At 67.9% G+C, this 14,461-nt stretch carries 9 protein-coding genes; 5 read left to right on the top strand and 4 right to left on the bottom strand.

Annotated elements, in window-relative coordinates:
* Positions 1 to 1,245 (bottom strand): efflux RND transporter periplasmic adaptor subunit, encoded by a 1,245-nt coding sequence (locus G8346_RS01890; protein ID WP_166047657.1) that lies wholly within the window; start codon positions 1,243 to 1,245, stop codon positions 1 to 3.
* A gap of 209 nt (positions 1,246 to 1,454) precedes the next feature.
* On the opposite strand from G8346_RS01890, the gene G8346_RS01885 reads away from it, so the two are divergent.
* The 4 genes from G8346_RS01885 (at position 1,455) to arsS (ending at position 6,865) form a co-directional block, all read left to right on the top strand.
* Complete coding sequence (locus tag G8346_RS01885; protein WP_166047655.1) at positions 1,455 to 2,159, top strand: Crp/Fnr family transcriptional regulator; 705 nt, start codon at positions 1,455 to 1,457, stop codon at positions 2,157 to 2,159.
* A 177-nt stretch (positions 2,160 to 2,336) separates the two neighbouring features.
* Positions 2,337 to 4,961 carry a sialidase family protein gene (locus G8346_RS01880; RefSeq protein ID WP_166047653.1) on the top strand — a complete coding sequence of 875 codons (2,625 nt, stop codon included), beginning with the start codon at positions 2,337 to 2,339 and terminating at the stop codon, positions 4,959 to 4,961.
* Positions 4,962 to 5,076: 115 nt separating this feature from the next.
* A complete protein-coding gene (locus tag G8346_RS01875) occupies positions 5,077 to 5,913 on the top strand; it encodes a sterol desaturase family protein (protein ID WP_166047651.1) in 837 nt (278 codons plus the stop codon).
* Complete coding sequence (arsS, locus tag G8346_RS01870) at positions 5,906 to 6,865, top strand: arsenosugar biosynthesis radical SAM (seleno)protein ArsS (protein ID WP_166047649.1); 960 nt, start codon at positions 5,906 to 5,908, stop codon at positions 6,863 to 6,865. Before G8346_RS01875 ends, arsS begins: the two co-directional genes overlap by 8 nt.
* Before the next feature lie 7 nt (positions 6,866 to 6,872).
* On the opposite strand, the gene G8346_RS01865 is transcribed toward arsS, so the two are convergent.
* Entirely contained in the window at positions 6,873 to 7,994 is a 1,122-nt protein-coding gene (locus G8346_RS01865) for a hypothetical protein (RefSeq protein WP_166047647.1), read from the bottom strand.
* A 155-nt stretch (positions 7,995 to 8,149) separates the two neighbouring features.
* Between G8346_RS01865 and G8346_RS01860 the strand changes: the two genes are divergently transcribed.
* On the top strand, positions 8,150 to 9,481 hold the full coding sequence (locus G8346_RS01860; protein ID WP_166047645.1) for an MFS transporter: 1,332 nt from the start codon (positions 8,150 to 8,152) through the stop codon (positions 9,479 to 9,481).
* A 417-nt stretch (positions 9,482 to 9,898) separates the two neighbouring features.
* Here G8346_RS01860 and G8346_RS01855 read toward each other — a convergent pair whose 3' ends face one another.
* Together G8346_RS01855 and G8346_RS01850 are read right to left on the bottom strand one after the other, a co-directional pair.
* Positions 9,899 to 11,299 (bottom strand): efflux transporter outer membrane subunit, encoded by a 1,401-nt coding sequence (locus tag G8346_RS01855; protein ID WP_166047643.1) that lies wholly within the window; start codon positions 11,297 to 11,299, stop codon positions 9,899 to 9,901.
* Positions 11,299 to 14,454 (bottom strand): efflux RND transporter permease subunit, encoded by a 3,156-nt coding sequence (locus G8346_RS01850; RefSeq protein ID WP_166047639.1) that lies wholly within the window; start codon positions 14,452 to 14,454, stop codon positions 11,299 to 11,301. The genes G8346_RS01855 and G8346_RS01850 overlap by 1 nt, the downstream gene beginning before the upstream one ends.
* Positions 14,455 to 14,461: the final 7 nt, after the last annotated feature.

Below are 14,461 nucleotides of genomic sequence, written 5' to 3'. Positions count from 1 at the left end.
TCACTGCGGACGCTCCTGGGCCGCGACGCGGTCGCCCGGGGGACCACCCTCACCGGGCCGCTCACGCGGGGCCGGCGGGACGCCGTCGATGGTCGCGCTGACCAACGTGCCGTCCGTGGCCACGGCCAGCGGCGTCACGTTCACCACCTCGCCCGGCGCCAGGCCGGCCACGATCACCGCATTCTCGCCGTCGGTCCAGGCCACTTCGACCTGGCGGCGCTGCAAGCGACTCTCCGCGTCGATCACCAGCACGCCATCGCCGTCGCGCAGCGCGCCGCGGGGAATGACGTAAGCGCCGGGCAGGACGCGGCCGTCGATCTCGGCCTCGACGAACTGGCCGATGCGCAGCGGCGGGCGGTCGCCCACGCCGCGGCGGTAGGGATTGTCGACCTGGGCCACGACGAACAGCTGGCGGCTGCGGGTGTCGATGGCGCCCTCGGCACGCACGATGCGCCCTTCCCAAGCCCAGGTCTCACGCCCCAGGGACGCCTTGAGCCGCACCGCCGGGCCCTCGGAGCCGCCAGTCGTGTCGTCACGGAAACGCTCGGGCAGGTCGACGAACTCCAGCTGGCGGCTGGACAGGGGCAGGCGGATCTCGACGAAATCCGTGGCGTACACCCGGGCCAGCACGGTGCCCGGGGAGACGAACTGGCCGATGTCGACGTTCTTTTCCAGCACCTGGCCCTCGTAGGGCGCGCGGATCTGGGTCCGCTGCAGGTCCACCCTGGCGCGCTCCAGCTGCGCCTGCGCCGACAGCAGCGCGGCGCGGGCCGCAGCGATCTGCGGCTTGCGCAGGCCCAGCTCGGGCGCCTCTTTGCCGAGCATGCGCCAGTCGTTCTCGACCACCTTGGCCTGTGCGATCTCCTGCTCCAGGGCGGATTCGGCCTGCGCCACCTGCGCCTCCGCGCTGGCGATCGCGAGCTGGTAGTCGCGCGGGTCGAGGCGCACCAGCAGGTCTCCCGCGGCAAAGAAGCCGCCCTCGCGGAAGGACGGCGAGATCTCGACGATCTTGCCGGAGACCTGCGGAATCAGCGTGCTCTCGGTGCGGGGCTCGACCGTGCCCTCGCTGCGCACGACGACGCGATAGTCCACCGGCTGGACGCGGATGGCGTCGATCGCCACCGGCACCACGGGCGGATTGAACTGCGGCGCCTCGGGGCGCTGGGAAATGATGTAGCGGCCTCCCGCCAGCGCGGCCAGCAGCACCACGAGGGGGAGAATCCACTTGAGCAACTTGCCAATCATCTGGTTTCGCCTGAATCGGGTCATCCGCGGGGCGGAAAGTACGGCATTGTAATCGTGCCGCGGTCGGAAACGGATCCAGGCTTGAGGAATCCACGAAAATTCCACACGACGTCCCGCGCCGACGCACGCTGCGCCGCAGCGCCGATATTCTCCCGGCGCCTTCGTGTCAGTGGTAGCCTAGAGTCCAAGCCACTCAAGGATGCGCCACCATGGACGGGGCGATTACACGACCATGCCTCTCCGGCTACTGGAGCGGGCGCGCGAACTGCAGCGCCTGCCAGGCGCCGATCGTCATGCCCCTGCAGCCCGTACCCACCTATCTCGGCAACCGGGCCATGCTCGAGGCGGAGGCCTATTCGCTGCCGGCGGGCGCGGCGCTGTTCAACGCGGGTGACCCCGCTCGGAGCGTGTACTCGATCCGCCGCGGGTTCATCAAGCTCTGGCGCACCGACTGCGCCGGCAAGTGCCGGATCGTGCGCATGCTCGGGCCGGGCGACATGGTCGGCCTCGAGGCCCTGCTGCAGCCGGCTTACGGGCTGAATTCCACCGCCGTGACACCCTGCCAGCTGTGCATGATCCCGCGCGACTTGCTGGAACGCCTCGAGCGCGAGCGGCCTTCTATCTATCGCGATATCGAGCGCCGCTGGCACGCCCAGCTCGAGCGCACCGACTCCCTGCTGCTGGAAGTATTGAATGGCCCGGCGCGGCAACGCGTGCTGAAGTTCCTCGCCCACCTGGCGGACCTGGCGGCGCCGGAGCCCTGCCCGCGGATCCGCCGTCTCGACATGGCGGCGGCCCTGGACATCGCCCCGGAGACCGCCGCGCGGGTCATCGCCGACCTGAAGCACGCGGGCATCCTCACTGAGAGCGCGCACGAGATGCGCTTCGAGCGCGGCCAGCTGCCCCTGGCTTGAGTCCGTCGCACCCCAAAATGTGAAAAATTTCACCTTTTCGCGCGGAATTCATCCAAAAACTGACGGCCGTCAGTTTTGGTCCGACGTCTCTCGCCCCCCTGCCTAGCCTTAGCCCGAACGCTCCGGTTCCTGGCCGGCAGGGCTGTCGGCCCCGGAGTCCCGAAGGGGGGCAAAATCATGAAACGCTCGTTATTGCCAGCGCTGACGGCTGCGGCCGTGTTCAGCATCTCCGCCATGGCCGGTCCGGCTCTCGGCGACACCATGGCATTCGACCCGCCGGATGGACCACTCATGGTCTCCGACGGCATAGCATCCACCAACAAGGTCAAGATCCTGCGCACGCCGGACGGCACGCTGTTCGCCGTTTATGGCGAGGCCCAGAGTGTCGGTTACGACTTGAACGCACAGGTCTGGGATGCCAAGGGCAGCCACACGCGCAAGCCCTACGATATCGTCATCAAGTACTCCCTGGACAACGGGGACACCTGGAGCGCGCCGCTGAACATCGACAACACGGCGATGCGCACCTCGGCATACGGCATCCTGGTGCAGGAAGGCCCGCCCATGCTCGGCCCGGAGGGGACTCCGGACCTCGGGCTGGACGAGAACGCCGTTCCCTACCACGGTGACTCGGACAAGCCGAACGTGTTCAACGTCGGCAACCACATCCTGGTGACCTTCAACAGCAAGTTCTGCCCGGGCGGCGAGCAGCGTTTCGTCGTGTATCCGGAGTTGTTTGGCATCACGGTGCCCTACAGCTGCCAGTACGCTTCGCGCCTGGTGTGGGATAGCACCAGTAAGAGGTTCCAGGCACGGACAGAGTGGGAGGGCGCAGTCTTCAAGACCGACCAGCTGAGCACCGGTATTCGTGACGCCAAGCAGGACGCCAACCGCGGCAACATGTACGGCTTCGTCCTCAATTGGCAGGAAGACCCGCTGGGCCTGAAGCTGGGCGAGGCGGAAGGGCCGGGTTCCGGCGCCTCGGGCGCGAACGTCAACCATGGCACGGACATCTGGTACACCTACCTCGATGCGTACGACGCCGCCACGGGCAAGATCAGCACGCCCAGGTTCGTCGCCGGGCAGTGGAGCGTCCCGACACGCATCACGAAGAACATCTTCGGCAACAAGAAGTTGACGGGCACCAGCCTCATCACGCATCCCGCCGGCGACTACGACCAGGGCAACGTCGGCGCCTCGCGGCCGAACATCGGCCAGGTCGACGACCAGGTGGTGATCGCCTACGAGGAAACCAAGGGCACGATGGGCTGGGACGACGGCAAGTATGTCCGCTACCACAGCTTCCACTACATGACTCCGCCGCTGTACGGCGAGCATGGCTGCATCCTCAGCGACCCGTGGGAGAACGCCCGCCGCGTGCGCTTCCTGGTCCAGTCCGCCAAGACCAACGAGGTGCCGCTGCTGTTCATCTACAAGCAGGGCAACTTCACGGGCGGCGGCGAATCGGATGTCATGCTGCGGCGCGCCGTGGGCGGCCTCACGCCAGATCGTCTCGAGCCGCAGGTGCACGTTGGAGGCTGCTACTCCCACATCATCTCCGGCGGCGACCCACTGTATGACATCGACCTGGAGCAGCACGGCCCGGCGATGAATTTCAGCGGCACGCGCTTCATCCCCTACACGACCGTCAACGAGCTTGGCGAAGTGGTTGAAGTGGCTGATGCCGTCGGCACGGGCGTCATGGGCGAGTACATCGACACCGACGAGAACTACATCGAGAACGCGCTGGCGCATCGCGGCGCCATGCGCGGCAGCAATATCCTCATCGGCTTCAGCTACGTGCCCGACCTCGCGGCCTTCTCGCTGCTCAACGACCAGGAGCCGTACCGCTTCTACGTGCGGCGCTCGACCGACGGCGGCGCGACCTGGACGGACGCGCTCGACCTGACGCCAATGATGGACGCGGCCTCCGGTTACACCGCCAAGGAACCACGCATCGTGCCGACCCCTGGCGACGGCCCGAAGTGCCTTGTTGACCCCACCGACTGCCAGGACTCGAACGTCCTCTACGTGGCCTTCGGCATGCAGACCAACGTGCGGCACTATGAAGAAGCGGCCGACGTCGATCTCTACATGCTGATGACGCCGGACTTCGGCGCCACCTTCACCGAGCCGCAGGCCATCACGGCCGGCGACGCGCTGAACGGCCTCGCGGACGATTTCGGCGATTTCGAGACCCAGATCAAGCTGCGTCCGGACGGCCGGGCCAGCTACACGGTGTGGTCCGGCGACGATGGCAGCGGCAACAATGCCATGTTCCGGCGCGGGCGCATCCTTGGCGACGCCATGGACCTCGAGACCCAGAGCGGCGTGCAGACCAAGCTCAGCGTGATGCCCGAGTCTGACTCCGACGCGCGCATCGACGATGCGGTGTGGAACTCGCTCGACGCATACGAGCCTCCGCCCGAAGGCTATGTCTTCCCCTACGGCGTGCTCGAGTTCACCGTCAGCAAGGTCAAGCCCGGCGGCTCGATCGACGTGACGCTGACATTCAGCGAAGAGCTGGCACCCGACACGGTGTACTGGAAGTACGGCCTGGTCCCGGGCGCGGAGGTTCCGAGCTGGTTCACCATCCCGGCGGTCGTGGACGGCAACACCCTCAGCTTCACGCTGACGGACGGCCTGATCGGCGACGTCGACATCACCCAGAACGGCTACATCGTCGATCCGGGCGCCCCCGGGAAACTGCTTCCCTCCGCGGGCAAGGGCAAGGGCAACGGTGGCGGCAAACCCGTAAAGCCCCCCAAGCCTCCCAAGCCCCCCAAGCCCGTCAAGCCGTAACCACAGCCGCTCGGGAAAGCGACTGACCCCTGGTGAAACGGGCTAACCCAAGGAGGCGTCCGCAAGGGCGCCTCCTTCTTGCGTGCGCAGCCCGCCGGCAGGCACCCTGTAGCGCATGGAATTCGAGCAAAACGAAGCCCTGGTCCGCTTCGGGGCTTTTTTCGGCCTGCTGCTGCTGCTCTACGCGGCCCAGAGGCGCTGGCCCGCGCGCGGCGACGGCCGCCCGGCACGGCGGCAACTGGTCAATTTCGGCATGGTAGCCGTCAGCACCGGCGTGTTGCGCGTCGGCTTTCCGGTGCTGGCCGTGGCCTGGGCCGCGCAGGTGCACGGCGGCGGCCTGTTCGGGCTGCTGGCGTGGCCGGCGTGGCTGGAGATCGCCGCCGCCATCCTGCTGCTGGACGTCGCCATCTACTGGCAGCACCGCCTCATGCACACCGTCCCGCTGCTGTGGCGGCTGCACCGGGTGCACCACTGCGACACGGCCTTCGACGTCACCACGGGCGTGCGCTTCCACCCGCTGGAGATCGCGCTCTCCATGGGCTTCAAGCTGGCGCTGATCTCGCTGCTCGGGCCACACCCGGTTGCGGTGCTGGCCTTCGAGGTGCTGCTCAGCCTCGGCTCGCTGTTCACCCACACCGACATCGCCCTGCCGCGAGCGCTGGACCGCCGCCTGCGCTGGGTGTTCGTCACGCCCTCCATGCATCGCATCCACCATTCCACGCGCCGCGTCGAGACCGACAGCAACTACGGCTTCCACCTCTCCGTATGGGACCGCGTGTTCCGCAGCTACACCGTGGAGCCGGCCGAGGACGAGCGCCGCATGCCGATCGGGCTCGAGCAATGGCGGGAACCCCGCGACCAGGGACTGGTCTCTCTGTTGCTCAACCCCTTCCGCCCGACGCCGCGTGCCGCGCGGGCGGACGCGCCCGCCGACGGAGAGCCCCATGCGTGACACCCTGCCGCTGCTGCAGGAGACGGATTTCCCCCGCATCCGGCGCGAGCGCCTCGACACGCTGCAGCTCAACCTCGGTTATCTCTGCAACCTGGCCTGCGTGCACTGCCATGTGAACGCCGGGCCGACACGCAAGGAGCTGATGGACCGCGCCACCATGGAGTTGGCGCTGGAAGTCGCGCAACGTCATGGCGTCGGCACGCTGGACCTGACCGGCGGCTCGCCGGAGATGAACCCTGAGTTCCGCTGGCTGGTCGCCGCGGCGCGCGAGCGCGGGATTCACGTCATGGACCGGCTCAACCCGACCATCATGCGCGAGCCCGGCTACGACTGGGTGGGCCCTTTCCTGGCGGAGCACCGGGTGGAGGTCATCGCCTCGCTGCCCTGCTACTCCAAGGAGAACGTGGACGCGCAGCGCGGCAACGGGGTCTTCGAGGCCTCCATCAGCGCGCTGCAGGAACTGAACTCGCTGGGCTACGGCCGCCCCGGTACGGGACTGCAGATGAACCTCGTGTACAACCCGCTCGGAGCCTCGCTGCCGCCGCCGCAGCAGGCGCTGGAAGCGGACTACAAGCGCCTGCTCGGAGAGGAGTTCGGCATCGAGTTCAACGCCCTGTTCACCATCACCAACATGCCGATCAAGCGCTTCGGTGCCATCCTCCTGTCCAAGGGGCAGTACCACGATTACATGGCGTTGCTGAAAAACGCCTACCGGGCGGACAACCTGAAAAGCGTCATGTGCCGCAACCTGGTCAGCGTGGACTACCAGGGCTTCCTCTACGACTGCGACTTCAACCAGATGCTGGGCATGGCGCTGGGCGACGCAGGCGACAGTCCCCACCTGCGCGACCTGCTGGACGAAAAAAAGCTCCCCCGCCGCATCGCGGTGGGGGAGCATTGTTATGGCTGCACCGCCGGCCAGGGCTCCAGCTGCGGCGGAGCACTGAGCTGAGACCCGGCTAGAAGTAGTAGCCGAGGTTGATGTTCAGCCGGGAACGCCACTTGCCGGCGGAAGCGCCGTCCAGGCCGATGCCGTCGCCGCCGGCGAACCACATGTTCTTGCCGGCGATCCAGTCGACGTAGGTGTACAGGCCGCCCGCGGAGAAGGCGCAGCCGGTGACGTTTTGCATGGACTCGGCCGAGTTGTCCACGCGCGGGTCGATGTAGGTGAAGTTGTTGTAGCAGGTCACACCCGTGACCGGTCCCCAGTCGAGGTCGAAGGAGCGCGCCACGTTGGCCGAGTAGACCTCGCCCTTGGCCGCCATCAGGAAGGGGAAGGCGAAGGCGCCGAGCTGGACGAAATCGTCCGACACGCCGACCGGGTTCTCCGGGTTGAACTCGTAGGCCACGCCCTGCAGCTGCAGGTTCCACTTGCCGTAGTTGCCGTTCATGTGCGCCGCCACGGCCCAGCGGTCCCCGGTGTCCGTGGTCACGTTGTTGTAGATCTGGCCGGCCTCGAGACTCAACCCGAGCTCCGTGCTGCGGGTGTCGCTGTGGGTGAGCGTGCGCGCGGCGCGGAAGTTGAGCTGGTTGATCTCTTCATTCTGCTGGTCGCCACCCGTCACCAGGTCGAAGGAATAGCGGTCCGCGCGGCTGTGATCTGCATACTCGGGGTTCTTGAAGAAGGCGTAATGGAAGTCCCAGTCGCCGGCCTCGTGCACGAACTTCACGCCGGTGTCGTAGTCGTCCTCGAAGCCCATGTAGTACGTGCCGCCGAACCAGAAGCTGTGCGAGGCATAAGGCAGGATGCCGAAGGGCACCTGGGTGATGCCGAGCTCCATGTGCCTGTTGTCGTCGAACTCGTAGCCGACCCAGGCATGGTGGATGGCCTGGAAGTCGTTGTAGCGACGCCACTCGGCGTTGAGCATGACCTCGCCGACGGTGCCGCGGACGTTGATGCGGAACAGCTCGAGCTCGAAGTCGCCGGCGCGGTCCTTGTTGGTGTCGTCGTAGTCGCGCCAGGCGTAGTTCAGCCGGACCGCGCCGCCGAACTCGATGCCCTCGTCCTCGGCCGGAACCGTGCCGGGCAGTGCGAGCAGGAAAGCGGCCAGCGCCGCGGTGAAGGTGCGTCCATGTCTCATGTTTCTCCCCAAGTTGCTAGACTCGTTGCTTAACCGCCACAGTCTAGTCGCTTGAATCCGGGTTGCAACCCGTTGTTTTGCTTAAGGTTTGTTAGCGCTTAGGCAGCGGATTCCTGATGCCTGGCGCAGGCCGAAAGAGCGCAGAATCGGTCGTCATGAACCCCCATTCCCGCCTGCCGACCCCCCTGCTGATCCTGTTCGGGCTGGTCAACCTGCCGCTGTCCATGCTGATGTCGCCCACCGCGGCGATCCTGCCCAACTTTTATCTCGAGTACAGCGCGGTGACGCTGGCCGGGCTGGCCACCGCCACCTTCATCGCGCGGCTGTTCGACGGCATTTCCGACCCGCTGATCGGATACCTGTCCGACCGCTCCGGGACACGCAAGCCCTGGATGGTGCTCGGCGCGGTCGTGGTCGCGGCCGGCACCTGGTTCCTGTTCAACCCTGCCGCCGACGCCGGCCTGGGCCACCTGCTGGCCTGGTACCTGCTGGTCACGCTCGGCTGGACCCTGGTCGAGATCCCGCACACGGCCATGGCGGCCGAGCTGTCTACCGGCTACCACGAACGCTCCAGGATCGTGCTGTGGCGCCAGCTGCTCGGCTTTGCCGGCGGCATCCTGTTCATGGCCTCGCCCATGCTGCTGGTGGGCGGAACGACGGAGTTCAGCCCGGCCGTGATGCGCGTGCTGGCGCTGTTCATCATGCTCGGCCTCCCGCTCGCGGTGGTCCTGATGTGCTTCACCGTGGCCGAGCCGGCGCGCCGGGTGCAGGCGCGCCCGGTGCGCCCGGGCGACCTGTGGCGGGCGCTGCGCGACAACCCGCCGCTGCAGTACTTCCTCGTCACGCAGGTGCTGTTCGGCCTTGCCACCGGCGCGGTCGCCAGCCTGTTCGTGATCTACACCAGCCAGTACCTCGGCCTGCCGGACAAGGTGCCTCACATCGCCCTGCCGATGACGCTGGCCATGGCCTTGGGCATGCCGCTGTGGCTGCAGGTGATGCGCCGGGTCGACAAGCATCGCGCCTGGGCTGCGGCCGCCGGCGGCATGATCCTCACCCTGCTGTGCGTCCCCTGGCTGGAACCGGGCCCGGCGTCGTTGCGCCCGATGATGGCCATCATGACCAGCTTCGGCTTTTTCCTCGGCCTGTCCTCCATCGCCCTGCCGTCGCTGCTGGCGGACATCGTGGACTACGACATCTGGCGCAACCGCCGGGATCGCGCGGCGATCTTCTTTTCCTTCCAGGCGCTGGTAACCAAGCTCAACCAGGGCGTGGGCGGCGCCATCGCGCTGGCAATCCCGGCGCTGTTCGGCTTCACGGCGAAGGACGCGATGTCAGCCCAGGCGGCGCTGGGCCTCAAGCTGGCCTTCGTGGCCTGGCCTTGCCTGCTGCTGGTACCGATGATGGTGCTGGCGTGGCGCTACCCGCTCGGACGGCGGGCGCATGCGATCCTGTCGCGGCGGATCCTGGGGCGGCGGGGACTGGCTTGAGCGGTTTGAACGCGGGGGGTGTTGCGGGGGCCTGGTGCGGGGCGAAGGCGACGCGGCGAGTGATTGTCGCGGCGTGCGCTTCGCCCCCTCCTCTTGCCGTCCTCAGGCGCGACGGGCGTGCGCCTGGCGGCGCCGACGACGGGACCGGCGACCCAGCCGGGCGTCCTGTTCGCTGGCGGACGACCTGGTCCGGGCAGCGGTCTTGCGGGTTTCCATGGCAGCCTCCTTGGCTCTGAATCAAGCTTAACCGGCCAGAATAATATCCACCGGGCCAGGGCCGGAACATGACCTGGATCAAGCTCGTAGACGATTGTTTTAAGTACTTTTCCTGATCGTGACGACCGTCACATTGCAGGATTCGCCGGTGCCGTTGCGACGGATTCGAGGGCCCATGGCGGCCCCTCCCCCGCAGACCGCTCAGCCTTCCGGCCAGCCGCCGCCGAGCGCCCGGTAGAGCGTGATCATGTTGACCTGCTGCGACTGGCGCGCCGCGATCGCCGCCAGCTCGGCCGCGAACAGCTCGTTGTCCGCGTACAGCACGTCCAGGTAGCTGGCCGCACCGGCATCGAAGCGCATGCGCGCCAGCCGCGCGAAATCGCGCAAGGCATCGGCGCGCCGCTCCAGGGCCGCGTAATTCCCTGCAGTGGCAGTCACGCCGGCGAGCGCATCATTCACCTCGCGCAACGCCTCCAGCACCGTGGCCTCGTATCCCAGCAGCGCCTCTTCGCGCGCCGCTTCTGCGGCCGCCACCTGGCCACTCACCGCACCGCCGGTGAACAGCGGACCGGCGATCGCGGCGCCCGCGCTCCAGCTGCGCGCGGCGCTGTCGGTGAGGTCGCCCAGCGCTGCGCTCACCTGGCCCAGCGCCCCGGTCAACGAGATGTCGGGGAAATACAGGGCTTTCGCCGCTCCCACGTCGGCATTCGCCGCGACCAGGTTCTGCTCGGCCTGCAGCACGTCCGGGCGGCGCGCGAGCAGCTCGGACGGCAGCGACGCGGGCACCGCGGGCACTGCGAGCTCCGCCAACGTCAGCCCGCGCGGCACCGGGGCCGGGGGGGTGCCGAGCAGGATGGACAACAGGTTCTCCTGTGCCGCCACCTGCCCCTCGAGCAGCGGGATGGTCGCCGCGGCCTGCTCGTACTGGGACTCGGCCTGCGCCACCTCGAGGCGGGAGACGACGCCCTGCTGGTGCTGCAGCCGGAAAATGCGCAGCGTGTCCTCGTGATTTGCCGCCGTCGCGCGTGCGATTTCCAGCTGGCGGTCGAGCGCGCGCAAGCTGACATAGGCCGCGGCCACGCTGGCGGTGAGCGACAGCATCACGCCTTGCTGCCCTTGTTGGCTGGCATACACCCGTGCCTGCGCGGCCTCCGACTCGCGTCGCACGCGGCCGAACAGGTCCAGTTGCCAGCTGGCGCTGAGCGCGGCCTGGTACTGCGTGCTGTAGGGATCGGCACCCGAGGGCAGCAACAGTTCGCTGGTGCGGCTGCGCTCAGCGCCGACGCCGTAGCCCAGCTGCGGCATGAGGGCGGAGCGCGAAACCTGCAGGGCAGCGCTGAAGCGCTCGACCCGCGCCGCCGCGATGCGCACGTCCAGGTTCCCGGCCAGCGCGGTGGCGATGAGCTCGTCAAGCACCGGGTCGCCAAGCTGGGTCCACCACTCGGCATTCGCCAGCGCGACGGCTTCGCCGGGCATGACGCGCCAGTCCTCGGGCATGTCGAGCGCCGGGCGCTCGTAATCCGGCCCGACGGCGCAGGCGCCCAGCGCCAGCGCCAGGCAAGCGGTGACCGCGCCGCGCGCCATGGGCCCCATGGGCGCCATCAGTGCGCCCCTCCGTCATGCGTCGCGGCTTCCGTCGCCGCGCCCGGCGCGGCGGGCTTGCGCCGTCCCTCCAGCAGCACGAAGAACAGCGGCACGAAGAAAGAGGCAATCAGCGTCGAGGCCAGCATGCCGCCGATCACGCCGGTGCCGATGGCGTGCAGGCTGTTGGCGCCGGGACCGGTGGCGATGGCCATCGGCACGCAGCCGAGAATGAAGGCCAGCGAGGTCATGACGATCGGCCGCAGGCGTGCGCGCGCGGCTTCCGCCGCGGCGTCTTCCGGCGACATGCCGGCGTGCATGTTCTCCACGGCGAACTCGGTGATCAGGATGGCGTTCTTCGCCGCCAGCCCGATCAGTGTCACGAGCCCGACCTGGAAGTAGACGTCGTTCTCCAGCCCGCGGCCCCAGGTCAGCAGCAGCGCGCCGAGGATGGCGAACGGCACCGCGAGCAGCACGCCGAGTGGCAGCGTCCACTTCTCGTACTGCGCCGCCAGGATCAGGAACACCATGACGATGCCGAACACGAAAGCGATGGCGGAGGTGCCGCCGGCCTGCTTTTCCTCGTAGGCCTGCCCGGCCCAGGCGAAGCCGTAGCCCTCCGGCAACACTGCGGCCGCCACCTCCTCCATGGTGGCGAGGGCCTGGCCCGAGCTGAACCCGGGTGCGGCGCTGCCGGTCACCTTGGCGGCGGGGAAACCGTTGAAGCGGCTCAGCAGGGTCGGTCCCGCCGAGAAGCGGCGCTCCGCCACCGCCGACAGCGGCAGCACCTCGTTGTCACGGGAGGTGAGGTAGATGCCGTCGAGATCGGCCGGGTCGTCACGGTACTCGCCCTCGGCCTGCATGATGACCTGCCAGACGCGGCCGAACTGGGTGAACTGCGACACGAACATGGAGCCGAAGTAAGCCTGCAGCGTGCCGTACACGTCCTGCACCGGCACGCCGAGCAGCTCGGCGCGCGGCCGGTCCACCTCCAGGTAGAGCTGCTGCTGGCTTGCCGAGTAAGTGCTCGACACGCCGGCCAGTTCCGGGCGCTGGCGCGCCGCGGCGACGAAGGCCTGCACCGCCTGTCCCAGTTGCTCGGGGCTGCCGCCGGCGCGATCCTGCAGGTAGAAATCGAAGCCGCCGGTCACGCCGAGACCGGGGACGGCCGGCGGGTTGACGGCGAACGCGAGGCCGGACTTCACGCCTGCCAGGTCGCGCTGCAGCTCGGCGATGGCGCTGAAGGCGCTGTCCCCGCTCTCGCCACGCTCCGCGAAGGGCTCGAGGGCGACGAACATCGCCGAGGCGTTGCTGCGAGTCTGCCCGTCGAGCAGGCTGAAGCCATCGATCTGCGCGGCATCGGCGATCGCCGGATGCGCCAGCAGCACCTCGGTCACGCGATCGCTGGTGGCCGTGGTCCGCTCCAGGCTGGCCGCGTCCGGCAGCATCACGGCCGTGAAGATGTAGCCCTGGTCCTCCTCCGGCACGAAGCTGGAGGGCAGGATGCGGAACAGGCCGACCACGCCGACCAGCGTGACGAGGAACAGCCCGACGCCGACCAGCCGATGTCGCAACAGCCAGCGCACGCCGGCGATGTAGTAGTCGGTGACGCGCTCGAAGCCGCGTTCGAAGGCGAGGAAGAAGCCCTTCTTCTCACCATGGCCGGGCTTGAGGATCAGCGCCGCGAGCGCGGGCGACAGGGTCAGGGCGACGATGCCCGAGAACACCATGGCGATGGCGATGGTGATCGCGAACTGCTTGTACAACGTGCCGGTCATGCCACCGAGGAAAGCGACCGGGAGAAAGACGGCGGCCAGCACCAGCACGATGGAGATCAGCGCCCCGGTCAGCTCCTGCATGGCCTCGTGCGCGGCCGCGCGCGGCGTCATGCCCTTGGTGGCCATCTTGTGCTCGACCGCCTCGACCACGATGATCGCGTCGTCCACCACCAGGCCGATGGCCAGGATCATGCCGAACAGCGTGAGCATGTTGGTGGAGAAGCCGAGCGCATAGATGCCGATGTAGGCGCCGATGATGGCGATCGGCACGGCCAGGGTCGGGATGATGGTTGCGCGCAGGCTCTGCAGGAACAGGAACACCACCAGCACCACCAGCACCACCGCCTCGAAGAAGGTATGAATCACCTTCTCGATGGAAGCGGCAGTGAACTCGCTGGTGTCCATGACCACCTTGTATGCGAGGCCGTCCGGAAAGCTTGCGGACAGCTCCTCGAGCGTGGCGCGGACCCGGGCGGAGGTGTCGAGGGCGTTCGAGCCCGGCTGCTGGTAGACGACCAGTGCAGCGGCGTTGCGGCCGTTGAGCTTGCTCTCGACGAAATAACTCTGGGCCCCCAGTTCGGCGCGCGCCACGTCGCGCAGGCGCACGATGGCGGCGTCGCCACCCGGGCCGCCGGTGCGAATGATGATGTCCTCGAAGGCCGCGGCCGTCGCCAGCATGCCCTGGCTGGTGATGGGGAAGTTCTGTTGCGTGCCCTCAGGGACCGGCGCCTGGCCGATCTGGCCGACGCCGAAGGCCTGGTTCTGGCCGCGGATCGCATTCGCCACCTCGGTCGTGGTGACGCCGAGCTGGGCCATGCGGTCGGGCTGCAGCCAGATGCGCATCGCCACTTCCGGCGGCGGAAACACGCTGGCCAGGTTGGCGCCCGGCAGTCGCTTGACGGCATCCAGCACGTACAGGTTGACGTAATTCTTCAGGAACAGCGGGTCGAGCGAGTCGTCCTCGGAATAGAAGCTGACCAGCATCATGAAGCTGGAGGACTTCTTCTCCACCTTCACGCCCTGGCGCGTCACCACCTCCGGCAGCTGCGCCAGCGCCTGGCTCACCCGGTTCTGCGTGTTGACCTGGGCGATGTCGGGGTCCGTGCCCGGGGCGAAGGTCACGGTCAGGGTCATCGCGCCCGAGGACGAGCTCGTCGAGCTCATGTAGATCATGCCGTCGACGCCGTTGACCTGCTGCTCGATCGGCGCCGCAACGGTGTTGGCGATGACCTCGGCGGTCGCGCCCGGGTACACCGCGGTCACGGTCACGGTCGGCGGCGCCACCTCGGGGTATTGCGCCACCGGGGTGGCGCGCAGGGCGGCAAGACCGGCCAGCAGGATGACGATCGAGATGACCGACGCAAAGACCGGCCGATCGATGAAGAAACCCGGGCCCATGCTGGAG

This window comes from Thioalkalivibrio sp. XN279 (genome assembly GCF_011089885.1).
GTDB lineage: Bacteria > Pseudomonadota > Gammaproteobacteria > Steroidobacterales > XN24 > XN24.
This window is presented reverse-complemented; position numbering and strand designations above follow the sequence as displayed.